Source organism: Mesorhizobium sp. M4B.F.Ca.ET.214.01.1.1 (assembly GCF_004791545.1).
In the GTDB taxonomy this organism is placed as follows: Bacteria; Pseudomonadota; Alphaproteobacteria; order Rhizobiales; family Rhizobiaceae; genus Mesorhizobium; species Mesorhizobium abyssinicae.
The window spans coordinates 163624-183264 of sequence record NZ_SRUX01000011.1 but is presented as its reverse complement, the minus strand read 5'-3'; the positions used below and the strand labels follow the sequence as shown (position 1 = coordinate 183264).

17 protein-coding genes and 1 tRNA gene are annotated in these 19641 nt (G+C 64.5%); 7 read left to right on the top strand and 11 right to left on the bottom strand.

The genetic code is table 11. The annotated features are described in order from the left end of the window. Positions 1-40: 40 nt before the first annotated feature. From thrS to EN857_RS34845, 4 genes are all read right to left on the bottom strand, one after another. On the bottom strand, positions 41-2017 hold the full coding sequence (gene thrS / locus EN857_RS22075) for a threonine--tRNA ligase (protein ID WP_127394046.1): 1977 nt from the start codon (positions 2015-2017) through the stop codon (positions 41-43). A 113-nt stretch (positions 2018-2130) separates the two neighbouring features. Continuing rightward, the gene (gene blaOXA, locus EN857_RS22070; RefSeq protein ID WP_128346531.1) at positions 2131-2949 is read right to left on the bottom strand and encodes a class D beta-lactamase; all 819 of its coding nucleotides are present in this window, start codon (positions 2947-2949) and stop codon (positions 2131-2133) included. Between the two features lie 149 nt (positions 2950-3098). Continuing rightward, positions 3099-3473 (bottom strand): membrane protein insertion efficiency factor YidD, encoded by a 375-nt coding sequence (gene yidD / locus EN857_RS22065; protein ID WP_127283320.1) that lies wholly within the window; start codon positions 3471-3473, stop codon positions 3099-3101. 82 nt (positions 3474-3555) lie between these two features. Further along, positions 3556-3717 (bottom strand): hypothetical protein, encoded by a 162-nt coding sequence (locus tag EN857_RS34845; protein WP_187331291.1) that lies wholly within the window; start codon positions 3715-3717, stop codon positions 3556-3558. A gap of 92 nt (positions 3718-3809) precedes the next feature. Between EN857_RS34845 and EN857_RS22060 the strand changes: the two genes are divergently transcribed. After that, positions 3810-4715: a LysR substrate-binding domain-containing protein gene (locus tag EN857_RS22060; protein WP_127283319.1), complete on the top strand. Its 906-nt coding sequence runs from the start codon at positions 3810-3812 to the stop codon at positions 4713-4715. An 8-nt stretch (positions 4716-4723) separates the two neighbouring features. On the opposite strand, the gene EN857_RS22055 is transcribed toward EN857_RS22060, so the two are convergent. After that, a complete protein-coding gene (locus tag EN857_RS22055; protein ID WP_127283318.1) occupies positions 4724-5170 on the bottom strand; it encodes an iron-sulfur cluster assembly scaffold protein in 447 nt (148 codons plus the stop codon). 243 nt (positions 5171-5413) lie between these two features. On the opposite strand from EN857_RS22055, the gene folE reads away from it, so the two are divergent. From folE to EN857_RS22040, 3 genes are all read left to right on the top strand, one after another. Continuing rightward, a complete protein-coding gene (folE, locus tag EN857_RS22050; RefSeq protein WP_127283317.1) occupies positions 5414-6040 on the top strand; it encodes a GTP cyclohydrolase I FolE in 627 nt (208 codons plus the stop codon). Between the two features lie 163 nt (positions 6041-6203). Further along, positions 6204-6662 (top strand): phosphoribosyl-AMP cyclohydrolase, encoded by a 459-nt coding sequence (gene hisI, locus EN857_RS22045; RefSeq protein ID WP_127283316.1) that lies wholly within the window; start codon positions 6204-6206, stop codon positions 6660-6662. A gap of 85 nt (positions 6663-6747) precedes the next feature. Continuing rightward, on the top strand, positions 6748-7719 hold the full coding sequence (locus tag EN857_RS22040; RefSeq protein WP_127311330.1) for a patatin family protein: 972 nt from the start codon (positions 6748-6750) through the stop codon (positions 7717-7719). Between the two features lie 20 nt (positions 7720-7739). Here the strand turns inward: EN857_RS22040 and recJ are convergent, their stop codons facing one another. The 5 genes from recJ to EN857_RS22015 all read right to left on the bottom strand — a co-directional run bounded on the left by recJ (position 7740) and on the right by EN857_RS22015 (position 13744). Further along, complete coding sequence (gene recJ, locus EN857_RS22035) at positions 7740-9524, bottom strand: single-stranded-DNA-specific exonuclease RecJ (RefSeq protein ID WP_127283314.1); 1785 nt, start codon at positions 9522-9524, stop codon at positions 7740-7742. 65 nt (positions 9525-9589) lie between these two features. Beyond that, positions 9590-10573: a class II fructose-bisphosphatase gene (gene glpX, locus EN857_RS22030; RefSeq protein WP_127283313.1), complete on the bottom strand. Its 984-nt coding sequence runs from the start codon at positions 10571-10573 to the stop codon at positions 9590-9592. Between the two features lie 136 nt (positions 10574-10709). After that, positions 10710-12023 (bottom strand): homoserine dehydrogenase, encoded by a 1314-nt coding sequence (locus tag EN857_RS22025; protein ID WP_128346125.1) that lies wholly within the window; start codon positions 12021-12023, stop codon positions 10710-10712. Positions 12024-12069: 46 nt separating this feature from the next. Beyond that, positions 12070-13287, bottom strand: a complete 1218-nt coding sequence (locus EN857_RS22020) for an LL-diaminopimelate aminotransferase (RefSeq protein ID WP_127283311.1) — start codon at positions 13285-13287, stop codon at positions 12070-12072. A 46-nt stretch (positions 13288-13333) separates the two neighbouring features. After that, the gene (locus tag EN857_RS22015; protein WP_187331290.1) at positions 13334-13744 is read right to left on the bottom strand and encodes a hypothetical protein; all 411 of its coding nucleotides are present in this window, start codon (positions 13742-13744) and stop codon (positions 13334-13336) included. A gap of 97 nt (positions 13745-13841) precedes the next feature. On the opposite strand from EN857_RS22015, the gene phaC reads away from it, so the two are divergent. The 3 genes from phaC (at position 13842) to EN857_RS22000 (ending at position 17408) form a co-directional block, all read left to right on the top strand. After that, positions 13842-15680 (top strand): class I poly(R)-hydroxyalkanoic acid synthase, encoded by a 1839-nt coding sequence (phaC, locus tag EN857_RS22010; protein ID WP_127283310.1) that lies wholly within the window; start codon positions 13842-13844, stop codon positions 15678-15680. Between the two features lie 326 nt (positions 15681-16006). Continuing rightward, entirely contained in the window at positions 16007-17158 is a 1152-nt protein-coding gene (locus tag EN857_RS22005) for a YcbK family protein (RefSeq protein WP_245493296.1), read from the top strand. 175 nt (positions 17159-17333) lie between these two features. Continuing rightward, a tRNA-Glu gene (locus tag EN857_RS22000) sits at positions 17334-17408 on the top strand. Positions 17409-17555: 147 nt separating this feature from the next. Here the strand turns inward: EN857_RS22000 and EN857_RS21995 are convergent. Beyond that, positions 17556-19481: an adenylate/guanylate cyclase domain-containing protein gene (locus tag EN857_RS21995; RefSeq protein WP_135858385.1), complete on the bottom strand. Its 1926-nt coding sequence runs from the start codon at positions 19479-19481 to the stop codon at positions 17556-17558. Positions 19482-19641 lie beyond the last annotated feature (160 nt).

The window sequence follows — 19641 nt, the reverse complement described above, 5'->3', positions numbered from 1 at the left end:
GGTGGAACGCTCCACCGCCATGCCATCGGGAATGTGCGGGTCAGGCAGCGCGTTTGCGCTTGCGATCCGGCGTTACCGCTTCCTCGCTCAACCGTGCGATCGCCTCGGCCAGGCCGAGCGATTCCTGGTCGCGCGACCCCAGCCGGCGGATGTTGACCGTCTGCTCCTCGGCTTCGCGCTTGCCGCAAACGAGGATGACCGGGACCTTGGCCAGCGAATGCTCGCGGACCTTGTAGTTGATCTTCTCGTTGCGCAGGTCCGCCTCCGCCAAAAGTCCGGCGGCTTTGAGCTTGGCCACCACCTCGTTCGCGTAGTCGTCGGCATCCGAGGTGATCGTCGCCACCACCACCTGCAGCGGCGCGAACCACAGCGGGAAATGGCCGGAATAGTTCTCGATCAGGATGCCGAGGAAACGCTCCATCGAGCCGCAGATGGCACGGTGCACCATCACCGGCTGCTTCTTTTCCGAATCCGAGCCGATGTAGAAGGCGCCGAAGCGTTCCGGCAGGTTGAAGTCGACCTGCGTGGTTCCGCACTGCCATTCGCGGCCGATGGCGTCCTTCAGCACATATTCGAATTTCGGGCCGTAGAAGGCGCCCTCGCCCGGGTTGATCGAGGTCTTGATGCGATTGCCCGACCGAGTGCGGATCGTGTCCAGCACGCCGCTCATGATCTCCTCGGCATGGTCCCAGGCCTCGTCGGTACCGACGCGCTTGTCGGGCCGCGTCGACAGCTTCACGCTGATCTCGTCGAAGCCGAAGTCGGCATAGGTGGACAGGATCAGGTCGTTGATGCGCAGGCACTCGGACGCAAGCTGCTCCTCGGTGCAGAAGATATGCGCATCGTCCTGCGTGAAGCCGCGCACGCGCATCAGCCCATGCAGCGCGCCCGAAGGTTCGTAGCGATGGACATTGCCGAATTCCGCAAGCTTGACGGGCAGGTCGCGATAAGACTTCAACCCATGCTTGAAGATCTGCACATGGCCCGGACAGTTCATCGGCTTCAATGCGAACACCCGGTCGTCGTCGGTGTCGTCGCCGGCCACCGTCACCTTGAACATGGCGTCGCGATACCAACCCCAGTGGCCCGATGTCTCCCACAGGCTCTTGTCCAGAACCTGGGGTGCGTTGACCTCCTGATAGCCCTGCTCGTCGAGGCGCCGGCGCATGTAGTTGACCAGGTTCTGGAACATCTTCCAGCCCTTGGCATGCCAGAAGACGACGCCAGGGCCCTCTTCCTGGAAATGGAACAGATCCATCTCGCGGCCGAGCTTGCGGTGATCGCGCTTCTCGGCCTCTTCCAGCATCGTCTGGTAAGCGTCGAGCTGCGCCTGGTCGGCCCAGGCCGTGCCGTAGATGCGCGTCAGCATCGGGTTGTTGGAGTCGCCGCGCCAATAGGCGCCGGCCACCTTCATCAGCTTGAAGGCGTTGCCGATCTGCCCGGTCGAGGCCATGTGCGGTCCACGGCAGAGGTCGAACCAGTCGCCCTGCGCGTAGATCTTGAGGTCCCGGTCGTCCGGGATGGCGTCGATCAGCTCCAGCTTGTAGCGCTCGCCCTTGTCGGCAAACACTTTCTTCGCCTTCTCGCGCGACCAGACTTCCTTGCTGAACGGCTTGTTGCGCTGGATGATCTCGCGCATCTTCTTCTCGATCACCGGGAAATCGTCGGGCGTGAACGGTTCGTTGCGGGCGAAGTCGTAATAGAATCCGTTCTCGATCACCGGCCCGATGGTCACCTGCGTTCCCGGCCACAGTTCCTGCACGGCTTCCGCCAGCACGTGCGCCGCATCGTGCCGGATCAGTTCCAGCGCGCGCGGATCCTCGCGGGTGATGATCTCGACCTTGCCGGACTTGCCGAGCGGATCGGAAAGGTCGCGCACGGTGCCGTCGATGGCATAGGCCACGGCCTTCTTGGCCAGCGACTTCGAGATCGATTCGGCAAGGCCGGCGCCGGTCATCGCCGCGTCGTAGTCGCGGACGGAGCCATCGGGAAATGTCAGGGAAACGGAATTCAGCATGGAGTTCTCCTATCCAGTCCCGCAAACGAGCGCGGGTGGTGAAATGCCGGATGCGTCCGGCGGCGGCAGTCTTTTATGGGCAGATGCCGCCGCCGTAAAGCTGCAGCACCCCTCTATTTGACCAGGCCGGGCAAATCCTTCAGGAACCCTGCCCGCGTCTTCGGACCCTTTGGCATATCGCTGCGGTTCGTGTCGACGACCAGCCGGGCAAAGACGATCCGGCGCTCGCCCTTTGCGGCCCAGCCGACGAACCAGCCGAGCGAGCGCTCGTCCTCGCCGCCCTTGCCCAGTCTCGTGCTGCCGGTCTTGCCCTGCACCGCCCAGCCCCCGGCCTCGAAGCTCGGGACGATCGCCTCCGCCATCTGATGCGCCTTGGCCGAAACCGGCATCTTGCCGGCAAGCAGCAGCCGCAAGAAGGCAGTCTGCTCCGCAGGCGATATCTCCAGCGAGGAATTCACCCAGGAATGTGTGAGGCCGTCATTCTTGCCGGCATTGCCGGAGACATCCATGTTGCCATAGCCGAATTTCGAAACGTAGCCGGCGAAGCGCTCGCTGCCGACCTTGCGCGTGATTTCGCGGGAGTACCAGAGCACGGAATCGCGCTCCCAGACTGTCGGATCGACCGTCTTCCGATCGCGCTTCACCGCGTTGAACTCAGGCTTGTAGTCCCAGCTCGGCGTATGTTCGTCGGTGAGAACACCGGCATCATAGCCGATGAGCGCCAGCGGCACCTTGAAGGTCGAGGCCGGGCTGAAGCGCTGGTCGCAGACACCGTCGCGATAGAGTGTGTCACCGCTCGCCGCATCCTGGATCAGCGTGCATTCGATATCTCCGAGCGGCGCCGACTGCGCGCGCATCGGGAACCCGAGCAGCCAGGCCAGCAGGAAGAGAACGGCGGCAAAAACGAACGGAAGGCGATCTATCTGGCGCATGGCAGTCTCTCTCCTGAAGGGTACAGGAGCGACTTAGCGGGGCCTCTTGTCTCGATTTTGTCTCAAATGCGCGAGTTCACAGCAACATGCGGTTAACCTAACCAGATCGTTAAGACTTGATGGTCCGGCCACCGCTCCGTGGCAGACCCTCAGGCCTCGAGATCGCCGCGCTTCTTGCCGATCTGGCGGTAGCGCCAGGGCGTGAACCAGAGATAGCGTTTGGCGAGCGTCTCGGGCACAAGGTCGATGCCATGCGTTCCGAACGGACCGCAGCGCAGCACCCGGAAAAGCCCCATCCAGCCGCCGGCCCACAGGCCGTGGCGGGCGATCGCCTCATGCGCGTATTCGGAGCAGGTCGGCAGATGCCGGCAGGAATTGCCGACGAAGCCGGACAGCGTCAGTTGATAGAGACGGACAAGCGACGTGCCGAAGACACGGCCCGGCGTCCTGCGCCAGGGTCCCGGCCAGTTGCGCCCGCGCCGGACCGGCCCGGCGCCGTGCGCATGCCCTTGGTGATCGTGCACCGCAATCTCCGCATCGCCGCGTTCTCCCCGCCATAGATGTGGAGGTTGCGCGCCGAACGCAATCCCATGTCGGCGATCGTCCTCACGGCCGCGCACGACGGATGCGATGGCGATCGATCGACGCGCTTTCGCCGCGGCCGTGGCCGGGCCATCGTTCGCCGCATCCGCTCTGCTGCGTGTCGCCCCGCCACTGGAACGTCGCGATCCGCATGACATCGTGAAGAATGTTCAGGAACTGGATCATGTCAGCTCTCCTTTGAGTGCCGATTAGACCGCCGCTGGTCTTCTCCCTCAAACGAGTATAACGTCCAGGTCGGATAACTTGAGGTTATGCGAATGAAACGCGGCCGCCTGCCCCTCACGGCTCTCAGAAGTTTCGAAGCCGCCGGCCGGCATCTGAGCTTCAGCCGCGCCGCCGAAGAGCTTTTCGTTTCGCAGGCCGCCATCAGCCGTCAGATCAGGGAACTCGAAGCCTTCCTGCGCCAACCGCTGTTCCATCGCCTGCATCGGCGGGTCGAGCTGACGGATGCGGGGCAACGGCTGCTCGACCGATTGGTCAGAAGCTTCGACGACATCGACCGGGTGCTTTCTGACCTGGCGGCCTCGCCCGCGCAATCCGTGGTCCGCGTCAGCGTCGAACCATCGCTCGCCGCCGTGTGGCTGGTCCCGCGGCTCAATCGCTTTCGCCAATTGCGGCCCGACATCGACGTGTCGCTGGAAGTCGATGTGCGACCGATCGAGTTCCGCAGCGATCAGCCCGAACTCGCCTTGCGTTTCAGCGCGCACGCCACGTCATGGCCGCGCGCTGAAGCCGAGCGCCTGGTCTCGACTGTCGATTCACCTGTCTTGTCACCGGGCTTGCTGGCATCGGGCCCTCCCCTGGAAAAGCCGATCGACCTTCGCCATTACACCCTGCTGCACGAAGAAAACCGCCAGGGTTGGGCGCGCTGGTTCCAGGCTGCCGGCGTGCCCGCCGACGCGGTAGCCGCGCGAGGCCCGATGCTGGCCGACATCTCGCTTTCGAAGCAGGCGGCCCTGCTCGGCCATGGCGTGGCCCTCGGCGATCTCCTACAGGTCGGCGAGGAACTCGCGTCAGGCACTTTGATAAAGCCGTTCGACATCGATGTTGCTTCCGGCGCCTATTGGCTGGTGGCCAGGAGCTTGCGGGATCTGCCGGAACCCGCCAAGGCGTTCGCCGAGTGGATCAGAAGCGAGTTCGCCGTGACCAGAAGAGCTGCCTAGCCCGATCCTCAGGCCGCCTGCCCGGCCCGCTTCCTCTCGATCTGGCCGATGGCGTCGACCACGGCATCGAAGGTCAGCATGGTCGAGGCATGGCGCGCCTTGTAGTCGCGCACCGGCTCCAGGAATTTGAGGTCGGCGAAGCGGCCCTCGGGCGGCGCGCCGTTTTCCTTCAACATCTTCAGCATGGTTTCGCGCACTGCGCGCAACTCATCGGCGTGGGCGCCGACGACATTCTGGGCCATGATCGAGGACGAGGCCTGGCCGAGCGCACAGGCCTTCACGTCATGCGCGAAATCGGTGACGACGTCGCCGTCCATCTTGAGGTCGACGGTGACGGTCGAGCCGCACAGCTTGGAATGCGCGCGCGCCGTCGCATCGGGCTGCTCGAGCCGGCCGATCCGGGCGATGTTTCCGGCGAAGCCGAGGATTTTCGCATTGTAGACGTCGTCGATCATATTTTTCCAATCTGTCGCCGCCCAGCGAACAAGGATTGCCGCTGATGCGTCTTTCATTCGCTCGGCACGACCATATATAATGCTGGCAGTCGGGCATCGACAAGGCAGCCAAAAGCCGCCATCGCTGCCCAAATTTGTTCACGCCGCTTGCGGGCTGGAAACCGGGCGAGTTTCTAACACCCGAAAGGTCGTGGTCCGTTCAACTCGTTCCTCCTGAGAGAGGGACTACGGGAGACGCCTTTTATGGATGCCGTCATCAAGAAACTCATGCCACCCTCCGAATACATGGAGAAGCCGATCACCGATCGGCCGAGCGAAGCCGAGGTCGAGGCCGCCGTGCGCACGCTGCTGCGCTGGACCGGCGACAATCCGGATCGCGAGGGCCTGATCGACACGCCGAAGCGTGTGACCAAGGCGTTCCGCGAAATGTTCAACGGCTACGACATGTGCCCGGCCGACGAACTCGGCCGCACCTTCGAGGAAGTCGCCGGCTATGACGACCTCGTCATCGTCAGGGACATAAAATTCCATTCGCATTGCGAGCACCACATGGTGCCGATCATCGGCAAGGCGCATGTCGGCTACCTGCCCGACGGCAAGGTCGTCGGCCTTTCCAAGATCGCCCGCGTCGTCGATATCTTCGCCCATCGCCTGCAGACGCAGGAAGCGATGACGGCGCAGATCGCCGGCGTCATCCAGGACGTGCTCAATCCGCGCGGGGTCGCCGTCATGATCGAGGCCGAGCATATGTGCATGGCCATGCGCGGCATCCGCAAGCAGGACTCCACCACGCTGACCTCGACCTTCACCGGCGTCTTCAAGGACACGCCCGAGGAGCAGGTCCGCTTCGTCACCATGGTGCGCGGCTGATCGTCGGCCGTCACCTGCCAAAGGCGTAGGCTTAGTCGAAAATGGTGGTTTCCGAGGTCCGGAGCTGAGCGTATGAAAAGTACGTGAGCACTGGAAGCGGCGGAAGCCGCCATTTTGCATGGCCCAGCCTCCCCTGAATATCTTTAATAGCTAAGGACCGGCGATGTCGGCACTGCAATTCCCAGAGGCTCCATCAGACAAGAAAGCGCTGGAGGAAGGCACCGCCTTTTCGCCGCGCTTCGATGCAGCCGGCCTTGTCACCGCGGTCGTCACCGACGCCGAGGACGGCAAGCTGCTGATGGTCGCGCACATGAATGCCGAGGCACTGGCGCTGACGCTGGAAACCGGCATCGCCCACTACTGGTCGCGCTCCCGCAACGCGCTGTGGAAGAAGGGCGAGACCTCGGGCAATGTCCAGACCGTCGTCGAGATGCTCACAGATTGTGACCAGGATTCGATATGGCTTCGCGTGAAAGTGTTGGGCCACGACGCAACCTGTCACACCGGTCGACGTTCCTGCTTTTATCGGACGGTGGGGCTGAACGACGGCAAGGCGGTGCTTGCCGACGACGGCAGCAGGCCGCTGTTCGATGCGGGTGAAACGTATCGGAAGCCGGTGTGAACCATTCAATATTCACAAACCACTCATGTTCACTATTCTCAAACATCCTTGCTGTAGAAGGAATGTGGGATAAGGGGAGATTATGATGCTCGAATGGGCGTCATTACGTGGCAGACCAGATGTTCGAGAGGCCAACGGCCCCTCCTCGTCCGGCGGCGCATCCGACCAGAAGCCTGGCAAGAAGACGGGTATTTCGCTGGCGCTCGGCGGTGGCTGCGCGCGCGGCTGGGCCCATATCGGCGTGCTGCGCGCGCTCGACGAGGCCGGCATTGAAGTGTCGATGATCGCCGGCACCTCGATCGGCGCCCTGGTCGGCGGCTGCTACCTGGCCGGCAAGCTGGACCAGTTGGAGGAATTCGCCCGCAGCCTGACCAAGCGGCGCATCTTCGGCCTCCTCGATCTCAATCTGCGCGGCAGCGGCCTGTTCGGCGGCCTGAAGCTCGACGCAAGGCTGCGCGAGCATATGGCCGGCATCCGCTTCGAGGACCTGTCGAAGCCCTTCGTCGCCGTCACCTCGGAAATCCGCACCGGCCATGAGATCTGGCTGTCCAACGGTTCGCTGATCACGGCCATGCGCGCTTCTTATGCGCTGCCGGGCGTGTTCGAGCCGGTGAACTGTAACGGCCGCGTTCTGGTCGACGGCGCGCTGGTCAACCCGGTGCCGGTTTCGGTCTGCCGCGCCTACGAGCAGCCGCTCGTCGTGGCGGTCAACCTCCACTATGACCTGTTCGGCCGCGCCGCCGTCATCAAGCACAGCGCCGGCGAGCTGGTCATCGAGAAGGACGCGCCTCAACCCGGCCACATCGATGCTGCGCACCAGTCGCACCAGACGCGGCTTGGCATCACCGGCGTCATGGTCGAAGCCTTCAACATCATCCAGGACCGGATCTCGCGCGCCAGGCTCGCCGGCGACCCGCCCGACATGTCGCTGCAGCCCAAGCTCAGCCATATCGGCCTGACCGAATTCCATCGCGCCGACGAGGCGATCAGCCTCGGCTACCAGGCGACGAAGGCGCAGATCGGCGAACTGACCCGGCTGCAGACCGTTCTCGCCTAATTCACGATCACCCGAAAGCCTCAGGCCAGCGCCGCGTCGGTGATGCGGAACTGCACCGTGCGGTTGCCGTTCCAGTAGTTGCCGGACAGCGACCCGGCGATATGCACCGTCCTGCCCCGGTTCCTGAACAGGAATTCGCCGAGCGCCGTATCGACGGCGCGAAAGGCGATCGCCTGGATGCGGCCGCCGCTTTGCGACTGCAGCTCGGCGCGGATGTGATTGGTGCCGACCGGCCGCGCGTCGGTCAGCCGGTGGCGCGGCAGCGCGAACACCGGCGCGACATGGCCGGCGCCGAACGGACCGGCCTTTTCCAGCGCGTCGAGCAAGGCGAGCGTCGCCCCCTCGGCGGCGAGCGCGCCGTCGATCGCCAGGCTCTCCTCGTCCTGCAGCCTGAACACATCGGCCGCCGCGCGCTCTTCGAAAAAGGCGCGTAGCGCGCCGAGCCCGGCCCGCTCGACCGTGATGCCGGCCGCCATGCCGTGGCCGCCGCCCTTGACGATCAGCCCGGCATCGGCCGCCTCGCGCACCAGCCGCCCGAGATCGAAGCCAGACACCGATCGCCCGGAGCCGGTGCCGACGCCATTGGCGTTGAAGGCGATGGCGAAGGCCGGCCGCCGTGCATGGTCCTTGAGCCGCGAGGCGAGCAGCCCGACAATGCCCGGATGCCAGGTCTGGCTGGCGGTGACGACGATGGCCGGGCCATTGCCGCCGGCAAGCTCGGCATCGGCTTCGGCGCGGGCCTCGGCCAGCATCTCCAGCTCCATCTGCTGGCGCTCCTGATTCAGCCGGTCGAGCGTCTCGGCGATCGTGCCGGCCTCGACCGGATCGTCGGTGGCAAGCAGGCGGCTGCCGAGCGCGGCGTCGCCGATGCGCCCGCCGGCATTGATGCGCGGCCCGATCAGATAGGCGAGGTGGAAGGTGCTGATCGGCTCGCCGATGCGCGACACCCGGGCAAGGGCTGCCAGACCCTCGTTCTTCTGCTGGCGCGCCACCTGCAGCCCCTTGACGACGAAGGCGCGGTTGACGCCGGTGAGCGGGACGACGTCACAGACGGTGGCCAGCGCCACCAGGTCGAGCAATGACAGAAGGTCCGGCTGTGCCGCCTCGGGCAGCCGGCCGCGCAGCACCTTCGCCGTCTGCACCAGGCAGAGGAAGACGACGCCGGCGGCGCAAAGATGGCCCTGCCCGGAAAGATCGTCTTCGCGGTTGGGATTGACCACCGCATTCGCCGCTGGCAGCGGTCCGCCGACCTGGTGGTGGTCGAGCACCACGACATCGGCGCCCGCTTCCTTCGCCGCCTCGATCGAGACGGCGCTGTTGGTGCCGCAGTCGACGGTGACGATCAGCTTGGCGCCGCGCGAGACGAGGTCGCGCATGGCTTCCGGATTGGGGCCGTACCCCTCGAAGATGCGGTCGGGAATATAGATTTCCGACGGCACCGAGAAATGCGCCAGGAACCGTTTGAGCAGCGCCGACGACGCGGCGCCGTCGACATCGTAGTCGCCGAAGATCGCCACCTTCTCCTTGGCGACGATCGCTTCCGCGATGCGCGCCGCCGCCCTGTCCATGTCGGTGAGCGAGGCCGGGTTCGGCAACAGGTCGCGGATCGTCGGGTCGAGGAAGCGCTCGGTCTGCTCGGCAGTGACGCCGCGTCCGGCCAGCACGCGTGCGACGATGTCGGGCACGCCGTGGCCCTGGGCGATGGCGAGCGCGTTCATATCCTGCCGTTCGGTCAGCCGGTGCTCCCAGGAGACACCGGTGGCCGACTGCCTGACATCCAGGAAAAGCCGTCTTTCGCCCGTCATGCGACGCGCCGCCCGCATATTTTCATAGTGCCGATACTAATATGCGACGGCTAATCGGGACGGAATCAAAACTTTTCCAGATCCTGGTGGCGCGCCTTGATCTCGCGCACCGTCCGCGACGAGGACCGCAGCACGATGGTGTGGGTGGTGATGAAGGTGCGGCCGAACTTGACGCCGTCGAGCATGTTGCCGTCGGTGACGCCGGTTGCCGCGAACAGCACGTCGCCGCGCGCCATGTCCTTCGCCTGATAGACCCGTTTCGGATCGGAAATGCCCATCTTGGCGGCGCGCGCCACCTTCTCCGGCGTCTCGAGGATCAGCCGGCCCTGCATCTGGCCGCCGGTGCAGCGCAGCGCCGCCGCCGCCAGCACGCCTTCCGGCGCGCCGCCGGTGCCGAGATAGATGTCGATGCCGGTTTCTTCCGGATCGGTGGTGTGGATGACGCCGGCGACATCGCCGTCGCCGATCAGCCGGATCGCCGCGCCCGTCGCGCGCACCGCATCGATCAGCTTGGCGTGGCGCGGGCGGTCGAGGATGCAGGCGGTGATGTCGGACACCGCGACACCTTTGGCCTTGGCCAGACTGGCGATGTTGTCGGCCGGCGCGGCATCGATGTCGATGACGCCGTCGGCATAGCCGGGACCGATGGCGATCTTGTCCATATAGACGTCGGGCGCGAACAGCAGACTGCCCTTTTCCGCGATGGCGATGACCGCCAGCGCGTTGGGCAGGTTCTTGGCGCAGATCGTCGTGCCTTCGAGCGGATCGAGCGCGATATCGACCGCCGGGCCTTTGCCGGTGCCGACCTCCTCGCCGATGTAGAGCATCGGCGCTTCGTCGCGCTCGCCCTCGCCGATCACCACCGTGCCCTTGATGGCGAGGCGGTTGAGCTCCTGGCGCATGGCATCGACCGCGACCTGGTCGGCCGCCTTCTCGTCACCCCGCCCGCGCAGTCTGGCGGCCGCCACCGCTGCCCGCTCGGTGACGCGCACCAACTCCATGGTGAGTATCCGGTCGAGGCCGGCGACAATGTTCTGCGCGATGTTCATAAGCGGCAGTTCCTCGTTGAAACGCTGCCTCCCGCCAGAGGCGCGTTTCTTGTGTCAAAGCTCCGTGACAACGGCAAGACTTGGCCGCGGATTTTTTGAAATCCCAGCAATATCAATCGATTAAAGGAGAGTTTGGCTATTCCGCCCGCTCGATGCGGATCACCTGCGGCTTGTCGGTCAAATGGCCGTCCTTGGTGATGCCTTCGACAGCCTTGCGCACCGCGGCCTCCGTCGTCTCGTGGGTGACGAGGATGACGGTCTTCTGGGCGTCGGTTTCAGGCCCGGCCGCCTGCTGGACGATCGATTCCAGCGAGATGTCGTTGTCGGCCATGCGCTTGGCGATCGCTGCGAAGACGCCGATGCGATCGTGCACGGTGAGCCGGATGAAATAGCCGCCGGCATGGCTGCGCATCTGCGCCCTTTTGTAGGGCTTCAGCTCCTTCGCCGGGCGGCCGAAGACCGGACCGTGCTGGAAGCCCGGCCGGCTCTTGGCGATGTCGGCAATATCGCCGATCACCGCCGAGGCGGTAGCGTTGCCGCCGGCGCCGGGGCCGGAAAGCAGGAGCTCGCCCAGGATGTCGGTCTCGATCGCCACCGCGTTGGTGACGCCGTGCACCTGCGCGATGACGGAAGCCGTCGGCACCATGGTCGGGTGCACGCGCTGCTCGATGCCGCTCTCGGTGCGCTGCGCGACGCCAAGCAGCTTGATGCGGTAGCCGAGGTCGCCGGCCGCGCGGATGTCGGCCTGGGTGATGTTGGAGATGCCTTCCATGTAGATGTCGTTGGCGGCGATCTTCGTGCCGAAGGCAAGGCTGGTCAGGATCGACAGCTTGTGCGCGGTGTCGTGGCCCTCGATGTCGAAGGTCGGATCGGCTTCGGCATAGCCGAGCCGTTGCGCGTCCTTCAGGCAGGCGTCGAAGGTGATGCCCTCGGCTTCCATGCGGGTCAGGATATAGTTGCAGGTGCCGTTGAGGATGCCGAAGACGCGGGTGACCGAATTGCCGGCCATCGCCTCGCGCATCGTCTTGATCACCGGGATGCCGCCGGCGACCGCCGCTTCGTAGTTCAGCAGCACGCCCTTCTTCTCGGCGATCTCGGCCAGCTGCACGCCATGCTTGGCCAGCAGCGCCTTGTTGGCGGTGACCACATGGCGACCGGCCTCGAGTGCTGCTTTCACCGAGGCCCGCGCGGGCCCCTCGTCGCCGCCGATCAGTTCGACGAAGACGTCGATATCGGCCGTCTCCGCCATCCTGACCGCATCGTCGAACCATTGAGCGCCACCAAGGTCGACGCCGCGGTCGCGCTTGGGATCGCGGGCCGAGACGGCTGCCACGACGATGTCGCGGCCGCACTGGCGGGTGAGCTCGGCCGCCTTGTCGCGCAACACGCGCGCCACCGAGGCGCCGACCGTGCCGAGGCCGGCAATTCCAACACGCAACGCTTCAGCCATGTCCGGCGATGCCCCTCAAAAATTCGATCGGTGATGTCAGGCGAACTCAGCGGTGCGCGGAGAGCGGCACCACATTGTTGGGCTGCTTGGCGGTGGACGCCAGGAAGCGCTTGATGTTGCGGGCCGCCTGGCGGATGCGGTGCTCGTTCTCGACCAGCGCCACGCGCACGAAATCGTCGCCATGCTCGCCGAAGCCGACGCCGGGCGCCACCGCCACGTCGGCGTGCTCGATCAAGAGCTTGGAGAATTCGAGCGAGCCGAGGTGACGGAACTGCTCCGGGATCGGCGCCCAGGCGAACATCGAGGCTGCCGGCGCCGGAATGCTCCAGCCGGCACGGCTGAAGGAATCGACCATCACGTCGCGGCGCTTGTGATAGACCTCGCGCACCTCGGCGATGTCGGCGCCGTCGCCGTTGAGCGCATGCGCCGCCGCCACCTGGATCGGCGTGAAGGCGCCGTAGTCGAGGTAGGACTTCACCCGCGTCAGCGCCGAGATCAGCCGCTCGTTGCCGACGGCGAAGCCCATGCGCCAGCCGGGCATGGAAAAGGTCTTCGACATTGAGGTGAACTCGACGCAGACGTCGATCGCTCCCGGCACCTGCAGCACCGAGGGCGGCGGATTGCCGTCGAAATAGATCTCGGAATAGGCGAGATCCGACAGGATGATGATGTCGTTCTTCTTGGCGAAGGCGACGACGTCCTTGTAGAAATCGAGCGATGCGACCAGCGCCGTCGGGTTCGACGGATAGTTGAGGATCAGCGCCAGCGGCTTCGGGATCGAGTGCCGGATGCCGCGCTCGACCGCCGGGATGAAGCCGTCGTCGGGTTCCACCTGCAGCGAGCGGATGACGCCGCCCGACATGATGAAGCCGAAAGCGTGGATCGGATAGGTCGGATTCGGGCAGAGGATCACGTCGCCGGGCGCGGTGATCGCCTGCGCCATGTTGGCGAAGCCTTCCTTCGAGCCAAGCGTCGCCACCACCTGCGTGTCGGGATTGAGCTTCACGCCGAAGCGGCGCTGATAGTACGCCGCCTGGGCGCGGCGCAGGCCCGGAATGCCGCGCGAGGAGGAATAGCGATGCGTGCGCGGATCGCGCACCACTTCGCACAATTTGTCGACGATGGCCTTCGGCGTCGGCAGGTCCGGATTGCCCATCCCAAGGTCGATGATGTCGGCGCCGCGCGAGCGGGCGCTGGCCTTCAGCCGGTTGACCTGCTCGAACACGTAAGGCGGAAGCCGGCGGACCTTGTGAAATTCTTCCATGTCAGTTCCAGACATTCAAAGGTGGTTTTCGGCGCGCGATATATCCCTAATTGCAGCTAGGGTCGAGGGCGGGATCGCATTTCGTCTCGATCTGCTTCAGCGCCTGGTCGCCATGGTTCTTGGCCAGCGAGTTGAGCGCCGCCGGGCTTGCGGTCTGGCCGCCGCCACCGCTCTTGGCGAGTTGCGCCTGCTGCTCGCCCTTCAACTGGGCAAGCTTGGCGTCCGTCTCCTCCTTGGTGAGCTGCTTGGCGGCCACTTGCGGCGGAATGTTGAGGTTCGGATAGGAACCGGTGTCCTTCGGCCCTTCGACGCCGGCGACCGGCGCCGTATTCGAAGTGTTGCTGGTCGAGCAGCCGCCCGCCGCCAGCATGCCGGCCGACAGCAACGCCATCGCCGCGGCGTTGCGGCAAATGCGACCGGCGTCCGAAAAAACCGTCTTGCCAATATTAATCGTCATATTGTTTTCCTGGCAGCCGGGTTAGAGCGTGTTGGACCCGGTCAGATGTCCCATGATAATATGTCAAGAAAACGCCCCGGGAGGAACCCCGCGAACCATGTCCAAAGCTGCCGATTCGGACAAAGCGGAAGATGGCGGACCTTCGTCGGTCGAGCAATATCTGGTCAAGGACCCGGAACGCTTCGCGTTGAACATGGCGCGCATGGTCGAGCAGGCCGGCAAGGCGGCTTCCGCCTGGGCCGAGCCGCGCGAGAAGGGCGAGGTGCGCGACCACGTCGCCGAGCCTGTCGTCGACATGGTCAAGACCTTCTCCAAGCTCAGCGAGTACTGGCTGGCCGACCCGCAGCGCGCGCTGGAGGCGCAGACGCGGCTGTTCGCCGGCTACATGACGGTATGGGCAAACGCCATCCAGCGTGTCAGCCCGAATGGCGAGGCGCCGCCTGACGACGCCGTCAAGCCCGAACGCGGCGACAAGCGCTTCCAGGACCCGGAATGGGGCCGCAACGCCTTCTTCGATTTCCTGAAGCAGGCCTATCTCGTCACCTCGCGCTGGGCGGCCGATCTGGTCGAGCATGCCGAGGGTCTCGACGAGCACACGCGCCACAAGGCCAGCTTCTACGTCAAGCAGGTGTCCAACGCGATCGCGCCGTCGAACTTCATCCTGACCAACCCGGAACTGTTCCGAGAGACCGTCGCCTCCAACGGCGAGAACCTGGTTCGCGGCATGAAGATGCTGGCTGAGGATATCGCCGCCGGCAAGGGCGACCTGAAGCTCCGCCAGGCCGACTATTCGCCCTTCGAGATCGGCAAGAACGTGGCGACGACGCCCGGCAAGGTGGTCGGTCGCAGCGACGTCGCCGAGATCATCCAGTACGATCCGGTGACCGAGACCGTGCTCAAGCGTCCCTTGCTGATCTGCCCGCCGTGGATCAACAAGTTCTACATCCTCGATCTCAACCCGCAGAAATCCTTCATCCGCTGGGCGATCGAGCAGGGCCACACCGTCTTCGTCATCTCCTGGATCAATCCGGACGAGCGCCACGGCTCCAAGGGTTGGGAAGCCTATATCCGCGAAGGCCTGCAATTCGGCCTCGACATGGTCGAGAAGGCCACCGGCGAGAAGGAAGTCAACGCCATCGGCTACTGCGTCGGCGGCACGCTGCTCGCCGCGGCGCTGGCGCTGTTGGCGCAAGAGGGCGACAACCGCATCAAATCGGCGACCTTCTTCACCACGCAGGTCGACTTCACCTATGCCGGCGACCTGAAAGTATTCGTCGACGAGGACCAGGTCGCGGCGGTCGAGCGGTCGATGAACGAGAAGGGCTATCTCGACGGCACCAAGATGGCGACCGCCTTCAACATGCTGCGCTCGGGCGACCTGATCTGGCCCTATGTCATCAACAACTACATGCGCGGCAAGGATCCCCTGCCCTTCGACCTCTTGTACTGGAATGCCGATTCGACCCGCATGGCGGCGGCCAACCATTCCTTCTACCTGCGCAACTGCTATCTCGAGAACAACCTCTCGCGCGGCACTATGGAGCTTGCCGGCCGCACCGTCTCGCTGGGCGACATCAGGATCCCCGTCTACAACCTGGCCACCAAGGAGGATCACATCGCGCCTGCGCTGTCGGTGTTCCTCGGCTCGCGCTATTTCGGCGGCAACGTCGAATATGTAGTGGCGGGCTCCGGCCACATCGCCGGTGTCGTCAATCCGCCGGCCGCGAAGAAGTATCAGTACTGGACCGGCGGCAAACCGGTGGGTGATTTCGGCCAGTGGTTCGCCGCCGCCGTGGAGCATCCCGGCTCCTGGTGGACGCACTGGCAGCACTGGGTCGAGACCCAGGACAAAGCCCGCGTGCCGGCGCGCAAACCCGGCAAGCATATGAAAACCTTGGGCGATGCGCCGGGCACCTATGTCAAGGTGCGCGTGTAACAGTCTGTAATGTCTGGTGAGTTGACGGCCCGCTAAAACAGGTCGAAATGGTGGCGTCAACTATCTGGCGGCTTCATTTCGCCTGGAAAAAACGATTACTTCCGAGGCTTGCAGATTTGACACAGGTCCCGTTTCCGGTTTGGGAACAGAACAGCCGTTGCGAGGGGCGTAGAACGCTGCGGCGATGACCAGACGGCCGGATACCGAGGGGGAATTTAGTTTTGAGATCAGGTGGTTGGCGTCTCGCGCGGAGGGAAGGTCGCAGCATTGCGGCAGCGCTTTTCTCAGTGCTTCTGGCCTCCTGCACCTCCGCCGGCGACCCCACGATGTCGGTCGGCATGCCCGGCTACAATACCACCACCACCGAGATGAGCGCTGCAACCGGCGCCAAGCCAGCGACCTCGACCGATTCGTCTCTGCAGGTGACGTCGGCCTCATCGGAGGCGGTGTCGACCGTGATGAGCGAGGACGACAAGCCTCTGCCTGAGAAGGTTGCCTACGTACCGGTGACGAAGCCCGGATCGGCCTTCCCGATCAACGTGCCCGCCGGCGCCGACACCATCGCCGGCAACACGCCGCAGCCACTGGTGCAGCAGGCCCAGGCAGCCGAGCAGACGCAGGCCGTCGCGCAGCAGGTCGCCGCTGGCGATGCCGCCGCGACCGCAGCCAAGCCGCAGGCCGAGGCCGCCGCGCGGCCGATGAACAACGGCGTCTACGTGACCGCCGGCGAAGCACCCCAGCAGCCGATCGCCGCGCCGAAGAAGGGCCTGTTTGCCTCGCTGTTCAGCACCGCGCCGGCGTCGGCGGCGCCCACGCCGCTGGTCAACACGCGCTCGGGCGAACAGCCGGCGGCCGCCAAGGCGACTGCGCCCGCCAAGCCAATCATCACGCTCGCTTCCGCCACCCCGGCCGAAAAGCCGGTGCAACTGGCCTCGCTCGACGACCCGAGCAACCACATCACCGGCGCCGATGCCTTGCCCGGCGTGCGCCAGACGGCGCTGTTCGAGATCAAGCGCAAGTCCGGCATCGACGACGAGAGCGACGTCGACCTCAACGAGGATGAGGGCGGCTCCTACCAGGTGGCGTCGGCCGCCGGCATGGCGCGGCTCGCGCCCAACGGCCTCTTGAAGCAGAACGAAAGCGTCGACGTCGCCTGCCTGAAGCCGTCGCTGGTGCGGGTGCTGAAGACGATCGAGGGCCACTATGGCCGCAAGATGGTCGTCACCTCAGGCTATCGCGACCCGTCCCGCAACCGCCGCGCCAACGGCGCCAAGAATTCGCTGCACATGTATTGCGCCGCCGCCGACATCCAGGTTCCCGGCGTCTCCAAATGGGAGCTGGCAAGCTACGTCCGCTCCATGCCCGGCCGCGGCGGCGTCGGCACCTACTGCCACACCGAATCCATCCATGTTGACGTCGGTCCCGAGCGCGACTGGAACTGGCGCTGCCGCCGGCGCAGCGGCGGCGGCGACGGCTGATCCTTCACCAGCCTTGCCGATTGCCGGCACTGTTTCCGAAACCGCTTGGGCTCGAAACCCATCCCTCGGCGTGCCCAAATCGCGATTTTTGCCACTGTTGAAAAAAGTTGTCGCAGGCGGCGGCAGACGGGTTGCCGGTTGCGAACAACGCAATTATAAGCCGCTTCATCTGAGCGCGCCCATCGTCTAGCGGTCAGGACACCGCCCTTTCACGGCGGTAACAGGGGTTCGATTCCCCTTGGGCGTACCAAATTCCCAAGTGCCTTGATTTCATTGAGTGTTCGAAGACGCTTCCGAACAAACGAGAGAGCTGTTCCACCGAGCGCAGCGCTGTGTTGTCCTCGCAGTCCCCTGTGCCCCCCACAGCCGTCATCGCAATCCTGTACGGGAAGTGGCGCTAAGCTCCACCAGACCGCGCTTCGGGCCCGCTGGTTGATCGGCCTTCCGCCTCGGCCAAGCTGATCTCCAGGCGCTCGATCAGCGCCCGATAGCGCGGATGATCGCGCAGCGGATTCATATCCACGTCCTGCGCCATCCAGTGCACTTGCTGCAATCCAAGCTGCGGCACGCTGTGCTCCAACGTGTCGATCGCCTTTTCGACGGCGCCGATCGCCGCCAGGAAACACGCGACATTGTAGTGGCTGTTGTAGTCCTCCGGATCGATGGTGATCGCGCGCTCGGCCCACTCAAGGGCGCGTTCCTCCAGGCCGAGATTGTGGAGGATGTAACAGCCATAGGCATAGGCTGCCCCATCGTCCGGATACAGTTGCATGGCTTTCTCGATGCGGGTCAGCACCCCCCGTGAAAGCCTGTGGGCCTCCTCGTCGTCGCCCAGGGTCTTGCGGCAATCCCACAGCATGCACATCGCACCATAGCTGTTGCGATCGACCTCCGCCGCCTTCTCATAGGCGGCTGCGGCCTCTGCAAACTTGCGCTCCATGCGCAGCACGTCGCCCAGGGTCCTGTGCGCCTCGTAGAGATTGGGATCGAGCGCGATTGCTCGCCGGCAGGCAACGCCTGCCAACTCGATCTGCTCCTTCTGGAAATGTGCCATCGCGTCGGCCACGTGTGCTTCCGCCAGCGTCGAGTCCAATGCCAGCGCGCGCTGCGCCTCGGCGCTTAAGGTGACGAGATTTGCGCTGCGATCTCCGGATCTCAGCAACATGCCTTCAGCCAGCGCCAGCCCGGCCCGCGCCAGCGCGTATTCGGGATCGATCTCGAGCGCTCGCTGGTAGAGGCGTCGGGCGGAAAGGTGATTGCGACGGCCCAGACGCAGGAAATGCTGCCGTCCCATCAGGTAATATTGATAGGCTTCGACGTTCTCGGTCGTGCGCTTGCCGATGGCAGCATGCTCGGCCGGCATCAGCCGGATTTTCAGGGCATCGACGATGGCCCGCGCGATCTCGTCCTGGAGCGCAAATATGTCGTTGAGATCGCGGTCGTAGCGCTCGGCCCACAGATGATGCCCACTCATCCCGTCGATCAACTGCGCGGTGATGCGAACGCGACTACCCGCCTTGCGCACGCTGCCTTCCAGCACATGCGAAACGCGCAATTGCCGCGCCGCTTCGCTCACGTCCATTGCCTTGCCTTTGAGGGCGAAGGTCGTGTTGCGCGCAGTGACCGCCAATGCGCCGACCTTGCTGAGGTCCGTTATGATGTCCTCGGTGATTCCGTCAGAGAAATATTCCTGCTCGGGGTCGCCGCTCATGTTGTTGAAGGGAAGGACGGCGATCGACGGCTCGGCCTGGGCGGCCGGCTCGGTTTTCTCTCGAGCGATCGAGGCAATGGATCGGGGCGGCGCGTCTGCGAAGAGGTCGACGTTATAGACCCTGACCGGCCGCTCGATGTTCTTCAATATCTGCTCGCCCGTATCGTCGAAGGCCAAGTCGAGCCGGTTGCCAACATTGTCGCGGACCGAGCCGGATACTGCTACGCCCCCCGGCCTGGCCATGCTCTCGATACGCGCCGCGATGTTGACGCCGTCGCCGTAAATGTCGTTGTCCTCGACAATGACATCGCCGAGATGGACGCCGATGCGGAACTCGATCCGCCTGTCTTCCGAAACGTCGACATTGCGCTCGCGCATTTTGCGCTGGATCTCGGCGGCACACGCCACGGCGTTCACCACGCTTGGGAATTCGACCAGCATGCCGTCGCCGGTGAGCTTGACGATCCGCCCCCGGTGTTCGGCAATCTTGGCGTCCGCCATCTCGCGTCGGTGGGTCTTCAGCGCCGACAGCGTGCCCGCCTCGTCCAGCCCCATGAGCCTGGAGTAGCCGACCACATCGGCAGCGAGGATCGCGGTAAGCCGGCGCTCCATTAGTGAAGTCCGAGTTGTTCAGAGAAGTCCAAAGTATCAGGTTCGATGGTACGTGCTACATGGAAATTCCGCTGCCGCAGCCCTTGGGCACCAGGAGGGATTGTGGCTCTGCCCTACTCCATTTGAGGTATGCCCTGACGTAAGGACAGCCTTTTGCGCA